The organism is Janthinobacterium sp. LPB2021202312-11-4, assembly GCF_037049705.1.
GTDB lineage: Bacteria > Pseudomonadota > Gammaproteobacteria > Pseudomonadales > Pseudomonadaceae > Aquipseudomonas.
On record NZ_JBAGKV010000034.1, the window covers coordinates 18,657 to 36,800 of the forward strand.

17 protein-coding genes are annotated in these 18,144 nt (G+C 60.1%); 7 read left to right on the forward strand and 10 right to left on the reverse strand.

From position 1 onward, the window contains the following. Positions 1-82 precede the first annotated feature (82 nt). Complete coding sequence (gene crc / locus V5E99_RS26440) at positions 83-862, reverse strand: catabolite repression control protein Crc (protein WP_003176915.1); 780 nt, start codon at positions 860-862, stop codon at positions 83-85. Positions 863-944: 82 nt separating this feature from the next. On the opposite strand from crc, the gene pyrE reads away from it, so the two are divergent. Beyond that, the gene (gene pyrE / locus V5E99_RS26445) at positions 945-1,589 is read left to right on the forward strand and encodes an orotate phosphoribosyltransferase (protein ID WP_499805251.1); all 645 of its coding nucleotides are present in this window, start codon (positions 945-947) and stop codon (positions 1,587-1,589) included. A 156-nt stretch (positions 1,590-1,745) separates the two neighbouring features. Here the strand turns inward: pyrE and argB are convergent, their stop codons facing one another. The 4 genes from argB to coaBC all read right to left on the reverse strand — a co-directional run bounded on the left by argB (position 1,746) and on the right by coaBC (position 6,105). Beyond that, the gene (gene argB / locus V5E99_RS26450) at positions 1,746-2,651 is read right to left on the reverse strand and encodes an acetylglutamate kinase (RefSeq protein WP_499805253.1); all 906 of its coding nucleotides are present in this window, start codon (positions 2,649-2,651) and stop codon (positions 1,746-1,748) included. Positions 2,652-2,676: 25 nt separating this feature from the next. Continuing rightward, positions 2,677-4,074, reverse strand: coding sequence for a phosphomannomutase/phosphoglucomutase (locus V5E99_RS26455; protein WP_499805254.1), 1,398 nt, complete (start codon positions 4,072-4,074; stop codon positions 2,677-2,679). A 346-nt stretch (positions 4,075-4,420) separates the two neighbouring features. Then, complete coding sequence (gene dut / locus V5E99_RS26460; RefSeq protein ID WP_499805255.1) at positions 4,421-4,876, reverse strand: dUTP diphosphatase; 456 nt, start codon at positions 4,874-4,876, stop codon at positions 4,421-4,423. Positions 4,877-4,881: 5 nt separating this feature from the next. Then, positions 4,882-6,105 (reverse strand): bifunctional phosphopantothenoylcysteine decarboxylase/phosphopantothenate--cysteine ligase CoaBC, encoded by a 1,224-nt coding sequence (gene coaBC, locus V5E99_RS26465; protein WP_499805256.1) that lies wholly within the window; start codon positions 6,103-6,105, stop codon positions 4,882-4,884. A 120-nt stretch (positions 6,106-6,225) separates the two neighbouring features. On the opposite strand from coaBC, the gene radC reads away from it, so the two are divergent. After that, a complete protein-coding gene (radC, locus tag V5E99_RS26470) occupies positions 6,226-6,900 on the forward strand; it encodes a RadC family protein (protein WP_499805258.1) in 675 nt (224 codons plus the stop codon). 124 nt (positions 6,901-7,024) lie between these two features. On the opposite strand, the gene V5E99_RS26475 is transcribed toward radC, so the two are convergent. Beyond that, entirely contained in the window at positions 7,025-8,611 is a 1,587-nt protein-coding gene (locus V5E99_RS26475; RefSeq protein WP_499805259.1) for an ABC transporter substrate-binding protein, read from the reverse strand. Between the two features lie 445 nt (positions 8,612-9,056). Here V5E99_RS26475 and rpmB point away from each other — a divergent pair, with 445 nt between their 5' ends. Together rpmB and rpmG are read left to right on the forward strand one after the other, a co-directional pair. Then, complete coding sequence (rpmB, locus tag V5E99_RS26480) at positions 9,057-9,290, forward strand: 50S ribosomal protein L28 (RefSeq protein ID WP_007894701.1); 234 nt, start codon at positions 9,057-9,059, stop codon at positions 9,288-9,290. An 11-nt stretch (positions 9,291-9,301) separates the two neighbouring features. Continuing rightward, positions 9,302-9,457, forward strand: coding sequence for a 50S ribosomal protein L33 (gene rpmG / locus V5E99_RS26485; protein WP_007894709.1), 156 nt, complete (start codon positions 9,302-9,304; stop codon positions 9,455-9,457). A 178-nt stretch (positions 9,458-9,635) separates the two neighbouring features. Here rpmG and V5E99_RS26490 read toward each other — a convergent pair whose 3' ends face one another. Then, positions 9,636-9,998 carry a cupin domain-containing protein gene (locus V5E99_RS26490; protein WP_499805260.1) on the reverse strand — a complete coding sequence of 121 codons (363 nt, stop codon included), beginning with the start codon at positions 9,996-9,998 and terminating at the stop codon, positions 9,636-9,638. A gap of 236 nt (positions 9,999-10,234) precedes the next feature. On the opposite strand from V5E99_RS26490, the gene V5E99_RS26495 reads away from it, so the two are divergent. After that, entirely contained in the window at positions 10,235-11,728 is a 1,494-nt protein-coding gene (locus V5E99_RS26495) for an aldehyde dehydrogenase (RefSeq protein ID WP_499805261.1), read from the forward strand. Positions 11,729-11,909: 181 nt separating this feature from the next. Next, a complete protein-coding gene (locus V5E99_RS26500) occupies positions 11,910-13,055 on the forward strand; it encodes an MFS transporter (RefSeq protein WP_499805263.1) in 1,146 nt (381 codons plus the stop codon). Positions 13,056-13,145: 90 nt separating this feature from the next. Here V5E99_RS26500 and V5E99_RS26505 read toward each other — a convergent pair whose 3' ends face one another. Together V5E99_RS26505 and V5E99_RS26510 are read right to left on the reverse strand one after the other, a co-directional pair. Continuing rightward, a complete protein-coding gene (locus V5E99_RS26505; RefSeq protein ID WP_499805265.1) occupies positions 13,146-14,717 on the reverse strand; it encodes a phospholipase D family protein in 1,572 nt (523 codons plus the stop codon). A gap of 60 nt (positions 14,718-14,777) precedes the next feature. Continuing rightward, on the reverse strand, positions 14,778-16,211 hold the full coding sequence (locus tag V5E99_RS26510; RefSeq protein WP_499805266.1) for an aminotransferase-like domain-containing protein: 1,434 nt from the start codon (positions 16,209-16,211) through the stop codon (positions 14,778-14,780). Positions 16,212-16,390: 179 nt separating this feature from the next. Between V5E99_RS26510 and V5E99_RS26515 the strand changes: the two genes are divergently transcribed. Beyond that, positions 16,391-16,636 carry a DUF1127 domain-containing protein gene (locus V5E99_RS26515; protein WP_499805268.1) on the forward strand — a complete coding sequence of 82 codons (246 nt, stop codon included), beginning with the start codon at positions 16,391-16,393 and terminating at the stop codon, positions 16,634-16,636. Between the two features lie 120 nt (positions 16,637-16,756). Here V5E99_RS26515 and V5E99_RS26520 read toward each other — a convergent pair whose 3' ends face one another. Beyond that, entirely contained in the window at positions 16,757-18,049 is a 1,293-nt protein-coding gene (locus V5E99_RS26520; protein ID WP_499805270.1) for an NAD(P)/FAD-dependent oxidoreductase, read from the reverse strand. Positions 18,050-18,144 lie beyond the last annotated feature (95 nt).

Below are 18,144 nucleotides of genomic sequence, written 5' to 3' on the forward strand. Positions count from 1 at the left end.
GAGCAAGCTTTGCTCCTGCAGGAATGAGGTGCACAAAAAAACCGACAGCGATGTCGGTTTTTTTGTATCTGCGAAACGACGCTTAGATGGTCAGCGTCCAGTCGTAGTCCACGATCAGTGGTGCGTGCTGCGAGAACCGTGGCTGACGTGGCAGGCGTGCGCTGCGGACAAAGCGGCGCAGGCCCGGTGTCAGCAACTGGTAGTCGAAACGCCAGCCCAGGTTGAGCATCTCAGCCTGTTCGTTGTCCGGCCACCAGCTGTACTGGTCGCCTTCACGGCTGACTTCGCGCAGGGCATCGACATAACCCATGTTGCCGACAATCTCGTCCATCCAGGCACGTTCAGGCGCCAGGAAACCCGGGGATTGCTGGCTGTCGCGCCAGTTCTTGATATCCAGCTTCTGTTGCGCCACGTACAGCGAGCCACAATAAATGTACTCGCGACGTTTGCGTCGCTGTTTATCCAGATAACGGGCGAAATCGTCCATTAGCTTGAACTTCTGGTTCAAGTCTTCATCGCCATTCTGCCCCGAGGGGAGCAGCAAGGTCGCGATGCTGACCTTATCGAAATCGGCTTGCAGGTAGCGCCCGTAGCGGTCGGCCGTCTCGAAGCCGAGACCGCTGATGACTGCCTTCGGTTGCAACCGCGAATACAAAGCCACGCCACCTTGGGCGGGTACTTCGGCATCGCAGGCATAAAGGAAGTAGCCATCCAGTTGGAAAGCTGGATCGTCCAGTTCAAAGGCGGAGGCGCGGGTGTCCTGCAGGCAGATGACGTCGGCATTCTGTGCTTGCAGCCAACTGAGCAAACCACGCTCGACTGCAGCCTGAATACCATTGACGTTCACACTGATGATCCGCATAAATGGCCCCAAAAATCGCGTGCGTGTATGATACACGGCGTCAACCTAATTAGCTAAATCCGTGGTATTTGGGGTTTTTTTCATGCAAGCGTATCAGCGCGATTTCATTCGTTTTGCCATCGATCGCGGCGTTTTGCGCTTCGGTGAGTTCACCCTGAAGTCCGGGCGCACCAGTCCTTACTTCTTTAATGCTGGCCTGTTCAACACCGGTTCGGCCCTTGCGCAACTGGGTCGTTTCTACGCGGCAGCCATCGTTGAGAGCGGCATTCCTTTCGACGTTCTGTTTGGCCCGGCGTACAAAGGCATCCCGTTGGCGGCGACCACTGCGGTGGCATTGGCCGAGCACCATGGCCGTGACCTGCCATGGTGCTTCAACCGCAAGGAAGCCAAGGCCCATGGCGAAGGCGGCAGCCTGGTTGGCGCACCGCTGACCGGCGACGTGCTGATCATCGACGACGTGATCACTGCGGGCACAGCCATCCGTGAGGTCATGCAGATCATCGCTTCCCAGGACGGCGCCAAGGCGGCCGGCGTGCTGATCGCCCTGAACCGTCAGGAGCGCGGCAACGGCGAGTTGTCGGCGATCCAGGAAGTGGAACGCGACTTCGGCATCCCGGTGATCAGCATTGTTTCGCTGACGCAGGTGCTGCAATTCCTGGCCGATGATCCGCAGCTCAAGCAGCATTTGCCTGCCGTTGAAGCCTACCGCGCCCAATTTGGCGTCTGACGCAATCCACGTGTAGGAGCTGCCGAAGGCTGCGATCTTTTGAAAGATTAAGATCAAAAGATCGCAGCCTTCGGCAGCTCCTACAGGAGGCGGATCGCAGGCAAAAAAAAAGACCCCGCTCAGCCAGGCTGAGCGGGGTCTTTTTGTGTGGGTTGCTTAGTGACGCTTGCGATTGCTGATCAACGTACCCACACCCGTATCGGTGAAGATCTCCAGCAGAATTGCATTCGGCACCCGACCATCAATGATCAGCGAGCTGCCCACGCCGCCCTGTACCGCTTCCAGCGCGCAACGGATCTTCGGCAACATGCCGCCGTAGATCGTGCCATCGGCAATCAGTTCGTCGACTTGCTGGGTGCTCAGGCCAGTCAGGACCTTGCCCGACTTGTCCATCAGGCCGGCGATGTTGGTCAGCAGCATCAGTTTTTCAGCTTTCAGCGCTTCGGCCACTTTACCGGCCACCAAGTCAGCGTTGATGTTGTACGACTCGCCGTTGGCGCCGACACCGATTGGCGCGATCACCGGGATGAAATCGCCTTTGACCAGCAGGTTCAGCAGGTCGGTGTTGATCCCGACCACTTCGCCCACCTGGCCGATGTCGATGATTTCCGGTTGGGTCATCTCCGGCGTCTGGCGGGTCACGGTGAGTTTTTTCGCCCGAATCAGCTCGGCGTCTTTACCGGTCAGGCCGATGGCGCTGCCGCCATGACGGTTGATCAGGTTGACGATGTCCTTGTTCACCTGGCCGCCGAGGACCATTTCCACCACGTCCATGGTCTGCGCGTCAGTCACACGCATGCCATCGATGAAGTGGCTCTCGATCGACAGACGCTTGAGCAGGTCGCCGATTTGCGGGCCGCCGCCGTGAACCACCACCGGGTTGATGCCCACGGCTTTCATCAGCACGATGTCGCGGGCGAAGCCGGTTTTCAGCTCCTCGCTTTCCATCGCGTTGCCGCCGTATTTGATCACCAGCGTCTTGCCGACATAGCGGCGGATGTAAGGCAGCGCTTCGGACAGGACCTTGGCGGTGTTGGCGGCGGCTTCGCGTTCGAGGGTCATTCAGGGCTCCGGGTGAATCAGAAGATCAAAACGGTAATTGGAGATCAGGTGCAACACGCTTCAACTGGACTTTGAAAACGTCCTTGATGCGCTGCAGTTCAGCCTCGTCATCAGCCTCGAAACGCAGGACCAGCACCGGTGTGGTGTTGGACGCGCGCACCAGGCCCCAGCCTTTGGCGTAGTCGACTCGCACGCCGTCAATAGTGGTCAGATTGGCGCCTTCGCCCCACTTCGCGTCGTGCAATGCATCAATGATGCTGAATTTGCTCTCTTCGGTCACATGGATATTGATTTCCGGCGTAGAAATATCGTTCGGGAAGGTCGCAAACAGCTCTTCCGCGGTGGATTTTTCCTTGCTGAGGATCTCCAGCAGCCGCGCGGCGCTGTAAATGCCGTCGTCGAAACCGAACCAGCGCTCTTTGAAGAAGATATGCCCGCTCATTTCGCCGGCCAACAGGGCGCCGGTTTGTTTCATTTTCTTTTTGATCAACGAGTGACCGGTCTTCCACATTAGCGGACGGCCGCCGTATTCCTTGATCAGCGGTGTCAGGCGCCGGGTGCATTTGACGTCGAAGATGATCTCCGCGTCGGGGTTGCGTGCCAGTACGTCGCGGGCGAACAGCATCAGCAAGCGGTCCGGGAAGACGATGCTGCCGGTGTTGGTCACCACGCCGACGCGGTCGCCGTCGCCGTCGAAGGCCAGGCCCAGGTCCGCATTGGTTTCCTTGACCTTGGCGATCAGGTCCACGAGGTTTTCCGGCTTGCCCGGGTCCGGGTGGTGGTTCGGGAAGTTGCCGTCCACCTCGCAGAACAACGGGATGACTTCGCAGTTCAGCGCTTCGATCAGTTGCGGGGCGATCACGCCAGCCGCGCCGTTACCGCAATCGACCACGACTTTCAGGCGACGAGCCAGTTTGATGTCCTGGACGATTTCGGTGTTGTAGCGATCGAGGATTTCGACCTGAGTGATGCTGCCCTTGCCGCTGCTCAAATTGTTGGTCTTGAGGCGTTCGTGCAGGGCCTGGATCTGTTCGTTGGCCAGGGTATCGCCAGCGATGACGATCTTGAAGCCGTTGTAATTCGACGGGTTGTGGCTGCCGGTCAGCATGACACCGGATTTGCCGGCCAGGACGTTGGCGGCGTAGTACAGCGCAGGCGTTGGCACCAGGCCGACGTCGCTGACGTGGCAACCGGCGTCGGCCAAGCCCTTGATCAGTTGCTCGACCAGTTCCGGGCCGGACAGTCGGCCGTCACGACCAACGGAAACATTCGGTTCATCCTGGGCCAGACTCTGGGCGCCGATGGCGCGGCCGAGCCAGTAAGCGGTTTCAGCGTTCAGGAATTCCGGGACAGTGCCGCGAATGTCGTAGGCGCGGAAGATGCTGTCGGGGAATTTCGGTGCAACTTGGGCTGGACTGCTCATCTGGGGGAATGCTCCATTTCGAAAGTGACTGGACCTGCCTGCAAGGAATTTGTCGACAGGCGCAAACTGAAGGGTATGACGGCGTTTTCCACAGAGAGTTCGTGGTGCGAAAAGGCCATGACCCCGGTTTCAGCGAGCACTTGGCCGGTCAATGCCTTGATTTCCAGCGCTAAACCTTGCAGATGACAATTTGAAATTTGTGGCGAAGGCGCTTGCTCCCGCCTCCCCCTGTAGGAGCTGTCGAGTGAAACGAGGCTGCGATCTTTTGATCTTGATCTTGAAAAGCAAAATCAAAAGATCGCAGCCTCGTTTCACTCGACAGCTCCTACGGGAGGATTTCAGCGGATCAATTGGTGCCAGAGTGGCCGAAACCGCCGGTACCGCGCTGAGTTTCGACGAATTCTTCGACCATTTCGAAGTGCGCTTGCACGACGGGTACCAAAACCAGTTGCGCCAGACGCTCGCCGACAACGATGTTGAAATCGGTCTGGCCACGGTTCCAGCACGAAACCATCAGCGGGCCCTGGTAATCGGAGTCGATCAACCCGACCAGGTTGCCCAGCACGATGCCGTGCTTATGGCCCAGGCCGGAGCGCGGCAGGATCAGCGCCGCCAGGCCCGGATCGCCGATGTAGACCGACAGGCCGGTAGGGATCAGCAGGGTTTCGCCTGGCTTGATCACGGTGTCTTTTTCCAGCATGGCGCGCAGGTCGAGGCCGGCGGAGCCTGGGGTAGCGTACTGCGGCAACGGGAATTCGGTGCCGATGCGGGGGTCGAGGATCTTGGCTTGCAAAGCGTGCATGTAAATTAAACCTGGTTCAGACGGTCGGCGATAAAAGTGATCAGCTGGCGAGCAATCTTGCTCTTGCTGGTCTGGGCGAAAAGTGTGGCGTGGAGCTCACGGTCGATCACGCTGCAGGCGTTTTCTTCGCTGTTGAAGCCAATACTCGGGTTGGCGACGTCGTTGGCGACGATCAAATCGAGGTTCTTGTCTTTCAACTTGCGGGCAGCGTAATCGAGCAGGTGTTCGGTTTCGGCGGCAAAACCGACACTGAACGGACGGTCGGGACGGGTGGCGATGGTGGCCAGGATGTCTGGGTTACGCACCATCTGTAGCAACAAACCGTCGCCGTTCGTAGGATCTTTCTTGAGTTTTTGTGGGGCGACGACTTCCGGGCGGTAGTCCGCGACCGCTGCCGAGGCGATGAACAGGTCGCAGGGGATCGCGGCTTCACAGGCGGCGAGCATGTCGCGGGCACTGACCACGTCGATGCGGGTCACGCGATCCGGGGTCGGCAGGTGCACCGGGCCGGTGATCAGCGTGACGCGGGCGCCGGCTTCTACCGCAGCTTCGGCCAGGGCAAAGCCCATTTTTCCGGAACTGTGGTTGGTGATGTAGCGCACCGGGTCGATGTTTTCCTGGGTCGGGCCAGCGGTAATCAACACGTGTTTGCCGGTCAGGGCCTGACGCTGGAAGCAGTCCGCCGCGCACTGGGCGAGGTCGGTGGCTTCGAGCATACGGCCCATGCCGACGTCGCCGCAGGCCTGGCTGCCGGACGCCGGGCCGAAGGCTTTGATGCCACGGCTTTCGAGGGTTTGCAGGTTGGCTTGGGTTGCCGGGTCGCGCCACATGGCCTGGTTCATCGCCGGGGCCACGGCGACCACGGCGTCGGTGGCCAGCACCAGGGTGGTCAGCAGGTCATCGGCAATGCCTTGGGCCAGGCGGGCGATCAGGTCCGCGGTGGCGGGGGCGATCAGCACCAGATCGGCCCATTTGGCCAGCTCGATGTGGCCCATGGCAGCTTCGGCCGCCGGGTCCAGCAGGTCGAGATGGACCGGGTGCCCGGACAAGGCCTGCATGGTCAGCGGGGTGATGAACTCGCTGCCGCCACGGGTCATGACCACGCGCACTTCGGCACCCTGGTCGATCAGGCGGCGAACCAGGTCGGCGCTCTTGTAGGCAGCAATGCCGCCGCCGACGCCCAGAACGATGCGTTTCCGATACAGCCGCTGCATAGGTCTGCCTTTCATTTCGTTGATGACTGCAGGGCGAAACCCCCTCCCCAGGGATGAATTCGCTCGCAAAAAAGATGGGCTACGATATCACAGCGACCGCTACGGAACAGCGGCGCCCACAGACATGGAGGTGCTATGAGCATTCGCGATTGGCCGGCGGCGGAGCGGCCGCGGGAGAGGTTACTGGAGTTGGGCCCGGCGAGTCTTTCGGACGCCGAACTGCTGGCGATTTTTTTACGGACCGGTGTCTCCGGCAAAAGCGCGGTAGACCTGGCGCGACACTTGTTGAGTCAATTTGGCAGCCTGCGTTCGTTGCTGGAGGCTGATCAAAAAACATTCAGCAAGGAATTAGGGCTTGGGCCGGCGAAGTTCGCTCAACTGCAGGCGGCCCAGGAAATGGGCCGGCGGCATTTGGCTGAACGTTCACGCCAGAAGTCGGCGCTGGAAAACCCGCAGGCGGTGCGTGATTACCTGAAATCAATGCTGCGCCACGAGCCTCATGAGGTGTTCGGCTGTCTGTTTCTGGATTCCAAGCACCGGGTGCTGGCGTTTGAAGCGCTGTTTCGCGGTTCCATCGACAGCGCCAGCGTTTATCCAAGGCAGGTGGTCAAGCGCGCCCTGGCACACAACGCCGCAGCGCTGATCCTGTGCCACAACCACCCGTCGGGTAACACCGACCCCAGCCAGGCTGACCGAATGCTGACCAAGCGCCTTCAGGAGGCCTTGGAGTTGGTTGATGTGCGGATACTCGACCATTTCATCATTGGCGACGGGGAGCCGCTGTCGATGGCCGAGTACGGCTGGATGTAAGCCATATTTGGCATTCCCCCCCCTGTAGGAGCTGCCGAGTGAAACGAGGCTGCGATCTTTTGATTTTGTTTTTTAAGATCAAAAGATCGCAGCCTCGTTTCACTCGGCAGCTCCTACAGGGAAGTTACTTGAGGCTGACTTTGGAGTAGTCCTGGCGACCAAACGGGCTGACTTGGTAACCCTGTACATCTTTGCGCGTCAGCGCGAACGCAGTCGGATGCGCCAGCGGCAACCACAACGCCTGTTGCTGGATCTGCGCCTGAGCCTGTTCATAAAGCTTGGTGCGCACGCCTTGCTCGCTGGTGGTCTTGCCGGCGCTGATCAGCTTGTCCAGGTCCTGGTTGCAGTAACGGGCGAAGTTGGTGCCGGATTTGACCGCCGCGCAGGAAAACTGCGGCGTGAGGAAGTTGTCCGGGTCGCCGTTGTCGCCGGCCCAGCCCATGAACAACAAGTCATGCTCGCCAGCCTTGGCGCGGCGGATCAACTCGCCCCATTCGATCACCCGGATTTCGGCCTGGATGCCGATTTCCGCCAGATCGGATTGCAGCAATTGCGCGCCGAGGCTTGGGTTCGGATTCAGCAAGCTGCCGGAAGGACGCGTCCAGATGGTGGTCTGGAATCCGTCTTTCAGCCCGGCCTTGGCCATCAATGCCTTGGCTTTTTCGACGTCATGGGGATAGCCCGGCAAGCCTTTGGCGTAGCTCCAGGTGTTCGGCGGATAAGGGCCGTTCGCCGCTTCGGCGGTGTCTTCGAACACGGCTTTGATGTAATTGGCCTTGTCGAACGCGAGGTTGATCGCCTGGCGCACTTCGGGTTTATCCAGTGGTGGATGCTGACTGTTGATGCCGACGAATGCGGTCATGAAGGCGTCAGTTTTTTCCACTTTCAGCGTCGGCTCTTGCTTGGCGGCCACCACATCCAGCGGCTTGGGTGACAGGGCGATCTGGCACTCGTTGCGGCGCAGTTTCTGCAAGCGCACGTTGGCGTCCGGGGTAATGGCGAAGATCAGCGGGTCCACCGATGGCTTGCCGCCGAAATAGTCCGGGTTGGCCTTGTAGCGGATCGAGGCGTCTTTCTGGAAGCGTGTGAACACAAACGGGCCGCTGCCGATCGGCTGGCTGTTGAGCTTCTCGGGCGTGCCGGCCTTCATCAGGGTGTCGGCGTATTCGGCCGAGTAGATCGAGGCGAAACCCATGCTCAGGGTCGCGAGGAAGGTCGAGTCCGGGTGATCGAGGGTGAATCGCACGGTCAGCGGGTCGAGGGCGTCGATCTTTTTGATCAGCGCCGGCAGTTGCATCGACTGGGCGTGGGGGAAGCCGCTTTGGGCGATTTTGTGCCACGGGTTGGCCGGGTCGAGCATGCGGTCGAAGCTGAACTTCACGTCCTCGGCGCTCAGGTCGCGGGTCGGGTTGAAGTAGTCGGTTTTGTGGAATTTCACTTGCGGGTGCAGCTTGAACACGTAGCTCAGGCCGTCGGGCGTGACTTCCCAGCTGTCCGCGAGGCTGGCGACCACTTTGCCGCTGGCGGTATCGAAATTCACCAAGGTGTTCATCAGCACATCGGCCGAGGCGTTGGTGGTGGTCAGCGAGTTGTACTGCACCACGTCGAACCCTTCGGGGCTGGCCTCGGTGCAGACGGTCAGGGCGGCGGCATGGGCCAATGGGCTCAGCAGCAGTGGGGCAAGCAGCAGCGGTAGGGCAGCGAGGCGCATGGTCGGATTCCTTTACAGATCGAAGGCCCATCTGCAAGTGCAGTCTGGAAAAGGCTTACCCTAGTGGGCTCTTTTGCAAATGACTATCCCCTTTTTCATTTTGGGGGGACTATAGGCGCCAGTTTTGGTGGTGCGGCGGTTGAAAAACTCCAGGACTGGCCCGTTGGCCGATGCTCTGCGACGAGCGGTCGTCATCGACGATAGCCTTTGTCCAAGGCGCTCGTAGCCCGGAAAATGGGCTTTTTGTGAATTCATCGCACACTGAATGTTGTTGCTCTGTGGTCTTTCTGGTATAAAGCAGCGCTCTTTTCTAGGGGCCCGGTTCCTTCACTGTAGGTGTAGCCGGTAAGACCTCTAAAGAAACGCGGCGCCTGGCGCCAAATGACTGAGAGATTAAGCGGCCAACCCATGCCGGGTTGGGCATGTGGTTTTAGAGGGCTGAGGCATGTCGAGAGTATGTCAAGTTACCGGTAAGGGTCCGGTGACTGGGAATAACATTTCCCACGCAAACAACAAAACCCGTCGTCGTTTCCTGCCGAACCTGCAGCATCACCGCTTCTGGGTTGAAGAAGAGAAACGTTTCGTGCGTCTGCGCGTATCTGCCAAAGGCATGCGTATCATCGACAAGCGTGGCATCACTGTCGTGCTGGCCGAAATCCGCAAAGCTGGCAAGATCTAAGGGAGCTAATCATGCGTGAATTGATTCGTTTGATTTCGAGCGCCGGTACTGGTCACTTCTACACTACCGACAAGAACAAGCGCACTACTCCGGACAAAATCGAGATCAAGAAATTTGATCCGGTTGTTCGTAAGCACGTGATCTACAAAGAAGGCAAAATCAAGTAATTGATTTTTCCGACTTATGAAAAAGGCCCGTATCGCGAGATACGGGCCTTTTTTATTGCGTGCGGATTGGGCGTTGCCTGTCAGGACGCCTTCGCGGGCAAGCCTCGCTCCTACAGATCACACCGATTGTAGGAGCGAGGCTTGCCCGCGAAGAGGCCGGTCCAGTTAACACAAGACCTCAAGCCTTCTGTTCAAACACCACATAGATCTTGCGGCACGCTTCCAGCACTTCCCAAGTCCCACGGAACCCTGCCGGAATCACAAAGCGATCCCCCACCCGCAACGTCTTGCTGTTGCCGTCGTTATCGCGCAGCACCGACACGCCCTGAACGATTTCGCAATATTCATGCTCGGTGTAATTCACCAGCCACTGCCCGATTTCGCCTTCCCATACGCCAGCGCTCATCTGCCCGCACGGGCTGTTGTAGTGGTTGTACACCGCTTGCTCAGGGTCGCCCTTGAGCACCTTCGCCGGGTCTGGACGATAGCGTTCGGGCTGGGTGGTGGCTTGGCTGAAATCGACGACATCCTGGATATTCATTGTTGTAATTCCCCCTGATTGCGGCGCGATGGCTGAAAAGAGCCAAAGTCTATGTTTATTAAAATGAACACCGCAAGGCTGTTTATCGACCTTGTGTCAAATATATTGAAACAACCCCGGCCACTGGTTTAGGGTGGCAGGTGCCTTGGGCCGATAGCAGGCTGGCCGGGCAGAATTCCTGACAGCGCCCGCGAAAAACGTGGGGCACTCGTATTCAACAAGAGGAGGACACTCGTATGACCACCCTGACTCGTGCCGACTGGGAACAACGTGCTCGCGATCTGAAGATCGAAGGCCGCGCCTACATCAATGGCGAATACACCGATGCCGTCTCCAGCGAGACCTTCGAGTGCATCAGCCCGGTCGATGGCCGTCTGCTGGGCAAGATTGCCAGCTGTGACGCCGCCGACGCCCAGCGCGCCGTAGAAAATGCGCGCGCCACCTTCAATTCCGGCGTGTGGTCGCGCCTGGCGCCGACCAAACGCAAAGCCACCATGATTCGTTTCGCCGGCCTGCTGAAACAGCACGCCGAAGAGCTGGCGCTGCTTGAAACCCTGGACATGGGCAAGCCGATCAGCGATTCCCTGTACATCGACGTTCCCGGCGCGGCGCAAGCTCTGAGCTGGAGCGGCGAAGCCATCGACAAGATCTACGACGAAGTCGCTGCCACCCCGCAAGATCAACTGGGCTTGGTCACTCGCGAGCCGGTCGGCGTCGTTGGCGCGATCGTGCCGTGGAACTTCCCGTTGATGATGGCCTGCTGGAAACTCGGTCCGGCGCTGTCCACTGGTAACTCGGTGGTCCTCAAACCGTCGGAAAAATCCCCGCTGACCGCCATCCGCATCGCGGCGCTGGCCGTTGAAGCCGGTATCCCGAAAGGCGTGCTGAACGTCCTGCCAGGCTACGGCCACACCGTCGGCAAGGCCCTGGCCCTGCACAACGATGTGGACACACTGGTGTTCACCGGTTCGACCAAGATCGCCAAGCAATTGCTGATCTATTCTGGCGAATCGAACATGAAGCGCGTCTGGCTCGAAGCCGGCGGCAAGAGCCCGAACATCGTGTTCGCCGATGCCCCGGACCTGCAAGCCGCTGCCGAAGCGGCGGCCGGCGCCATCGCCTTCAACCAGGGCGAAGTCTGTACCGCTGGTTCGCGTCTGCTGGTCGAGCGTTCGATCAAGGACACCTTCCTGCCGCTGGTGATCGAAGCGCTGAAAACCTGGAAGCCGGGCAACCCGCTGGACCCCGCGACCAACGTCGGCGCCCTGGTGGACACTCAGCAGATGAACACCGTGCTGTCCTACATCGAATCCGGCCACACCGACGGCGCCAAACTGGTGGCGGGCGGCAAGCGCATTCTTCAGGAAACCGGTGGCACCTACGTTGAGCCGACGATTTTCGACGGCGTGAGCAACGCGATGAAAATCGCCCAGGAAGAAATCTTTGGCCCGGTGTTGTCGGTCATTGCTTTCGACACTGCCGAAGAAGCCATCGCGATTGCCAACGACACGCCGTATGGCCTGGCCGCTGCGGTATGGACCAAGGACATCTCCAAGGCCCACCTGACCGCCAAGGCCCTGCGTGCCGGCAGCGTGTGGGTCAACCAGTACGACGGCGGCGACATGACCGCACCGTTCGGTGGTTTCAAACAGTCGGGTAATGGTCGCGACAAGTCGCTGCATGCGTTCGACAAATACACCGAACTGAAGGCGACCTGGATCAAGTTGTAAGTCGTTAAGGGGGCTGTTGTAAGAACAGCTCCCGAACGACGCAGATCCCCTGTGGGAGCGAGCTTGTTCGCGATAGCGGTGTGACAGTCGACATCAGTGTTGAATGTTCTACCGCTATCGCGAGCAAGCTCGCTCCCACAGTGTTTTGTGTCGTACATAAAAATCCACAGGAGCGTGGAACATGCGTTGGGCGACCTATTTCGCCGTGTTGGCATCTGTCTTGAGTGTTGGCCTGGCCTTGGGCGTCAGCATGCCGCTGGTGTCTTTTCGCCTGGAGAGCTGGGGCTACGGCTCGTTTGCCATCGGCGTGATGGCGGCGATGCCGGCCATCGGCGTGCTGCTGGGGGCGAAGATGTCCAGCCATTTGGCCGCGCAATTTGGCACGGCCAACCTGATGCGCCTGTGCTTGTGGGCCGGGGCGTTGTCGATCGGGTTGCTGGCGCTGTTGCCGAGCTATCCGATCTGGCTGGTGTTGCGGCTGATGATCGGGGTGATCCTGACCCTGGTCTTCATCCTCGGCGAAAGCTGGATCAACCAATTGGTGGTCGAAGAATGGCGCGGGCGGTTGGTGGCGCTGTACGGCAGCAGTTATGCGTTGAGTCAGCTCGGCGGACCGTTGCTGCTGGGGGCCTTGGGCACTGAACACGATTACGGTTTCTGGGTCGGCGTCGGTCTGCTGATGACGGCGCCGTTGCTGTTGCTGGGCCGCAGCGGCGCGCCGAGCAGCGAAGCCAGCAGTGTCACTTTCAGCGATTTATGGACCTTCTGCCGAGGCCTGCCGGCGATTGCCTGGGCGGTGTCGCTGTTCGCCGCGTTTGAGGCGATGATCCTGACCTTGTTGCCGGTGTATTGCCTGCGCCAGGGCTTCAGCGCAGAAATCGCACTGGCAATGGTCAGTACCGTGGTGGTCGGCGATGCCTTGCTGCAATTGCCCATCGGTGCGCTGGCGGATCGACTGTCCCGGCGCACGTTGTTCACTGGCTGCGCGGTGATCCTGCTGCTGTCGAGCCTGGCGATTCCGCTGTTGATCGATACATTGCTGATCTGGCCGCTGTGGGTGCTGTTCGGCGCCAGTGCCGGCGGGTTATTTACCTTGTCGCTGATCCTGATCGGTGAGCGCTATCGCGACGATGCGTTGGTGCGGGCCAATGCTCACATCGCGCAGTTGTGGGGGATTGGTTGCCTGGTCGGGCCCTTGGCGGCCGGGGCGGGCAGCCAGTGGATCAGCGGGCACGCATTGCCGCTGTTGATGGCGGTTGGGGCGTTGGGTTTGGTGGTTTTGTTGATGCGCCAAGGGGCGTTTGGCGCGGTGGCTGAGCCGGCATAGATCAAAAGATCGCAGCCGTCGGCAGCTCCTACAGATGTACACCATCCCAATGTAGGAGCTGCCGAAGGCTGCGATCTTGGCGGTTTAAAGCTACAACATCCGCTCAAGGCCCACGGTGGTGCTCATCCACGCATTGAACCGTCGCCACCAGCTCCCCGGTTCCTTGGGCAATGTGTGCAGTTGGCCGTTGTCCTCGGTCACCCAGACCACCTGCCCGTTTTCCAGTTTCGCCTCGTAACTCAGGGGCGGCGCCATGCCTTGCAGGGCCAGTTCACGCACGTGCGCGGCCAGCTCCGGGCTGTCCACCAGCACGCCGACTTCGGTGTTCCACAACACGGAACGCGGGTCGAAATTGAATGAGCCGATGAAGGATTTCTGCTGGTCAAAGATCATCGCCTTGCTGTGCAAACTCGAATCCGAGCCTTGGTAGGCCGAGCGCCGGAACAGGTGCGGACCGCTACCACTGCCGCTGCCCGCGCCGGGTTGGCGACGCAATTCGAACAACTTCACGCCATGTTCCAGCAAGGCCTTGCGATACGGCGCATAACCGCCGTGCACCGCCGGTACGTCGGTGGCTTCCAGCGAGTTGGTCAGCAAACTCACCGAGACCCCGGCGTCGGCGCGCCCGGTCAGGTACACCAGCCCCGGTTGTCCCGGGACGAAATACGCTGAAATCATGATCAGCTCTTTGCTGACCCCGTTCAGTTCCGGCGCCAGTTGTGTGGTCAGCAGCAATTGCGGGTCGGGCTCGCCCTTGGACAGCACCTTGCTCGGCGCGTCCCACAAGGCCTGATTCCAGGCCCAGATCAGCTCCCGGCGCCAGATGTCCAGGCGTGGATGCTTGTTGTAGGTCATCAATTGTTGATACAGCGCGTGGTTCTGTTTGCGGGTTTCTTCCAGTGACTCTTCCAGGCGCGTGCGGGTGTTTTGCAGGTCCTTGGCGGTTGGTTTGCTGGAGAGGAATTCGTCGATCGGCTTGCTCAGGGCGCTGTTCCAGTACTGGTCGAAACTGTGCCCGAGCTGCTCGGCCACCGGCCCGACGCTGAGCATGTCGATGTCGGTGAAATTCAGGTTGGGCTCGGCATCGAAATACTCGTCGCCCAGGTTGCGCCCGCCGACGATGGCCGCGCTGTTGTCCGCCAGCCAGAGCTTGTTGTGCATGCGCCGGTGTTGCAGCGACAGGTTGAACAAGCGGCCCATGGTCCGCGTCACGCCCGTGCTGCGGCCCAGGTGCAACGGGTTGAACAGGCGAATCTGAATCTGCGGATGCGCCGCCAGGGTCGCGATGATCTGGTCCAGGCCATCGCTGGTGGTGTCATCGAGCAGAATTCGCACCCGCACCCCGCGATCGGCGGCTTTGAGCAATTCCTCCACCAGCATGCGCGTGCTGATGCCGTCGTGGACGATGTAGTACTGCAAGTCGAGGCTGGTCTGGGCGTTGCGGATCAGCTCGGCGCGGGCCATGAAGGCTTCGGTGCTGTTGGACAGCAGGCGAAAGCCCGATTGCCCTTGATGGGGGGCGGCCTGGGCCTGGATCGAGCGGCCGAAGCTGGAGTCCGCCGCTGGCAGGGCCTGGCTCGGCGAGCGTGGCACGTCGAGGCTGACGCAACCACCCAGCGAGGCGAGCAGCAGAAGCGCGAGCAGGGGCTGACTGACTCTCACGTGGGATCGATCCGATTGGCGGCAGTTGTCGGCATATGGACGCAGGTTTGCCCAGAAAGGTCAGTCGGTGATGCAATCAATTTCCGCCAGCAGCTTTATGGCCGCTGTGCCCACCTTGCGCACAGCGTCTTCGATCTGCGGTGTTGGCTTGGCAGCGTAGTTCATCCGCAGGCAATTGCGGTATTTGCCCGAGGCCGAAAAGATGCTGCCAACGGCAATCTGTACGCCCTGGTCGTGCAGCGCACGATTCAGTTTCAGGGTGTCGAAGCCGTCCGGCAATTCGACCCACAACATAAAACTGCCCTGGGGGCGACTGGCCCGGGTGCCGGCGGGGAAGTAGCGCGTGACCCAATCGATCATCGCATCGCGATTGCGCTGGTACTGGGTGCGCATCCGCCGCAGGTGCGGTTCGAAGTGCCCGCCCTTGAGGAAGTCGGCGATGGCGATCTGTGCTTGCGGGGCCGTGGAGCCGGTGCTGATGTATTTCATGTGCAGCACCCGTTCCAGATAGCGGCCCGGCGCCACCCAGCCAATGCGCAGCCCTGGCGCCAGGGTTTTGGAAAAGGAGCTGCAGAGCAGCACGCGGCCGTCTTCGTCGAAGGATTTGATCGTGCGCGGGCGTGGGTAGGTGTAGGCCAATTCGCCATACACATCGTCCTCGATGATCGCCACATCGAAGCGCTGTGCCAGGTTCAGCAATGCCCTTTTGCGTGCCTCCGGCATGATGTAGCCCAACGGGTTGTTGCAGTTGGGGGTCAACTGTATGGCCTTGATCGGCCACTGTTCCAGGGCCAGTTCCAGGGCATCGAGGCTGATGCCGGTGATCGGGTCGGTGGGGATTTCCAGGGCTTTCATGCCCAGGCCCTTGAGGGTTTGCATGGCGCCGTGAAAGCTTGGCGAATCCACTGCGACGATGTCGCCGGGTTCGCAGATGGAGCGGATGCTGGTGGACAGCGCTTCGTGACAACCGGTGGTGACCACCAGGTCGGCGGCGTTCAACTGGCAGCCTGAGTCGAGCATCAGCCGGGCGATTTGTTCGCGCAGTTCGAGGTTGCCGTGAATGTTGTCGTAATACAGACCGGGCATGTCTTGGCGCCGACTGATCTGCGCCAGCCCGCGCAGCAATGGCTTCATGGTCGGCGTGGTGATGTCCGGCATGCCGCGCCCCAGTTGCACCACGTCTTTGCGTGGTACCGCGCGGATCAATTCCAACACTTGATCCCACTGGGAAATGTCCACCGGACGCTGGGCCGGGCGGCCAATGGCGGGCAGTTCCGGCAGCTCGCGGCTGACCGGCACGAAATAGCCGGACTTGGGTTTCGGCGTCGCCAGCCCGTTGTCTTCCAGCACGCGATAAGCCTGCTGCACCGTGCTCAGGCTGACCCCATGCTCGACACTCAACGCCCGCACCGAGGGCAGCCGATCGCCAGGGCGATAGAAACCTTGTTCGATACGCGTGCCGAGCAAATCGGCGAGATTGACGTAAAGGGTCATGGCGCTGCCTCGATACAGGTGATTCGGTTAACCAATACAGATGGGGCAAAAATACAGGATTCAGAGCGTCGAGCCGCAAATCTGTATGGAAATAATAGATTTGTTTTGAATCTGTAATGCTTTTCGGCGTCCGCGCATGATGAAACCTCTGGCTACCCAAGTAAACAGGAGCGATCAAAATGAACGGCTTGAGCGATGTGCGGCTGACGTTACACAGTCAGGAACTGGCAGCAGGGCAAATCAACGGCACCCGTGAGGCGCGCGCGCGCAACGCGCCGTCCTGCCTCGGTCGCTGGGGTCTGTTCTGGCATCGTCTGCACACGCGCAAGGCGTTGTTGAACCTGACGCCGGAGCAACTCAGGGATGTCGGGTTAAGTCAGGAGCAGGCATTGGAGGAGGGGCTTAAACCTTTCTGGCACCTGTGAAATAAACCACGGTCCCCCGTAGGAGCTGCCGCAGGCTGCGATCTTTTGATCTTGTTTTTAAGAGCAAGATCATAAGATCGCAGCCTGCGGCAGCTCCTACGGGGATAGGGTTGAGTGGCGTCAAACCAGTTCTTTAAGCCGATGCCACAACATCCCCAACGCCAGCAATGGCGAGCGCAAATGTTTGCCGCCGGGGAAGGTGATGTGCGGCACCTGCGCAAATAGATCGAACCCGCCGCTGTGCTGCCCGCTGATGGCCTCGGCCAGCAACTTGCCCGCCAAATGCGTGGCATTCACTCCATGCCCGGAATAGGCCTGGGCGTAATACACGTTCGGCTGATCCTTGAGCCGGCCGATCTGCGGCAGGCGGTTGGCGCCGATGCCGATCATCCCGCCCCATTGATAGTCGATCTTCACCCCGGCCAGTTGCGGGAACACCTCGAGCATCTTCGGCCGCATGTACGCGGCGATGTTTTTCGGGTCGCGCCCTGAGTAATGGCAGGCGCCCCCGAACAACAAACGCCGATCCGCCGAGAGCCGGTAGTAATCAAGCGCCACCCGCTGATCACAGACCGCCATGTTCTGCGGCAACAACGCGTGAGCCTGTGCTTCGCTCAACGGTTCGGTGGCGATGATGTAACTGCCGGCGGGCAGCACTTTGCCGCTGAGTTCAGGGTTGAGGTCGTTGAGGTAGGCGTTGCAACCCAGCACCAGGGTCTTGGCGCGGACCGAGCCCCGGGCGGTGTGAACCTTAACTTCGGCGCCGTAATCGATACGGGTGACCGCCGACTGTTCGAACAGCTTCACGCCCAATTGCTGCGCGGCGGCCGCTTCGCCCAGCGCCAGGTTCAGCGGATGCAAATGCCCGGAACCCATGTCGATCAGGCCTCCAACGTAGCGGTCGGAGCCGACCACCGAATGCATCTCGTTGGCTTGCAGCAACCGGGTTTCATAGCGATAACCGAGGCCGCGCAGTTCTTCGGCGTCTTCGGCAAACCCTTCGAGGTCCCGGGGTTTGTTGGCGAGGTCGCAATAGCCCCAGGTCAGGTCGCAAGGGATCTGAAAACGCTCGACCCGCTGTCGGACGATTTCCACCGCCTCCAGACCCATGAGTTTCATCTGACGCACGCCGTCGGTACCGATGACATTGGCGAACTGATCGAGCCCATGGCCGACGCCGCGAATCAATTGCCCGCCATTGCGACCGCTGGCACCCCAGCCGATTTTGTGCGCTTCCAGCAGCACCACGCTGAGGCCGCGTTCGGCCAGTTCGAGCGCGGTGTTCAACCCGGAAAACCCGCCGCCGACCACGCACACGTCCACGCTGAACTCGCCCTGGAGCACCGGATGATCAGGCTGCGGCAGGCTGCTGGCGGCGTAATAAGAGTCGGTGTGCCGGGCAGGGGCATTCATGCGTGGGTTCCTGATTCGTGTGTTTGAAAAAGTTGACGGAGCATAAGCCGGACCTTCCGGCACGGGCAACACTGGTCGGTTGCCGCTGTCTGGAT

What these genes read in the sequence shown, in the direction of transcription:
- crc (WP_003176915.1), bottom strand. Translation starts at nt 862, where the DNA reads ATGCGGATCATCAGTGTGAACGTCAATGGTATTCAGGCTGCAGTCGAG.
- pyrE (WP_499805251.1), top strand. Translation starts at nt 945, where the DNA reads ATGCAAGCGTATCAGCGCGATTTCATTCGTTTTGCCATCGATCGCGGC.
- argB (WP_499805253.1), bottom strand. Translation starts at nt 2,651, where the DNA reads ATGACCCTCGAACGCGAAGCCGCCGCCAACACCGCCAAGGTCCTGTCC.
- V5E99_RS26455 (WP_499805254.1), bottom strand. Translation starts at nt 4,074, where the DNA reads ATGAGCAGTCCAGCCCAAGTTGCACCGAAATTCCCCGACAGCATCTTC.
- dut (WP_499805255.1), bottom strand. Translation starts at nt 4,876, where the DNA reads ATGCACGCTTTGCAAGCCAAGATCCTCGACCCCCGCATCGGCACCGAA.
- coaBC (WP_499805256.1), bottom strand. Translation starts at nt 6,105, where the DNA reads ATGAAAGGCAGACCTATGCAGCGGCTGTATCGGAAACGCATCGTTCTG.
- radC (WP_499805258.1), top strand. Translation starts at nt 6,226, where the DNA reads ATGAGCATTCGCGATTGGCCGGCGGCGGAGCGGCCGCGGGAGAGGTTA.
- V5E99_RS26475 (WP_499805259.1), bottom strand. Translation starts at nt 8,611, where the DNA reads ATGCGCCTCGCTGCCCTACCGCTGCTGCTTGCCCCACTGCTGCTGAGC.
- rpmB (WP_007894701.1), top strand. Translation starts at nt 9,057, where the DNA reads ATGTCGAGAGTATGTCAAGTTACCGGTAAGGGTCCGGTGACTGGGAAT.
- rpmG (WP_007894709.1), top strand. Translation starts at nt 9,302, where the DNA reads ATGCGTGAATTGATTCGTTTGATTTCGAGCGCCGGTACTGGTCACTTC.
- V5E99_RS26490 (WP_499805260.1), bottom strand. Translation starts at nt 9,998, where the DNA reads ATGAATATCCAGGATGTCGTCGATTTCAGCCAAGCCACCACCCAGCCC.
- V5E99_RS26495 (WP_499805261.1), top strand. Translation starts at nt 10,235, where the DNA reads ATGACCACCCTGACTCGTGCCGACTGGGAACAACGTGCTCGCGATCTG.
- V5E99_RS26500 (WP_499805263.1), top strand. Translation starts at nt 11,910, where the DNA reads ATGCGTTGGGCGACCTATTTCGCCGTGTTGGCATCTGTCTTGAGTGTT.
- V5E99_RS26510 (WP_499805266.1), bottom strand. Translation starts at nt 16,211, where the DNA reads ATGACCCTTTACGTCAATCTCGCCGATTTGCTCGGCACGCGTATCGAA.
- V5E99_RS26515 (WP_499805268.1), top strand. Translation starts at nt 16,391, where the DNA reads ATGAACGGCTTGAGCGATGTGCGGCTGACGTTACACAGTCAGGAACTG.
- V5E99_RS26520 (WP_499805270.1), bottom strand. Translation starts at nt 18,049, where the DNA reads ATGAATGCCCCTGCCCGGCACACCGACTCTTATTACGCCGCCAGCAGC.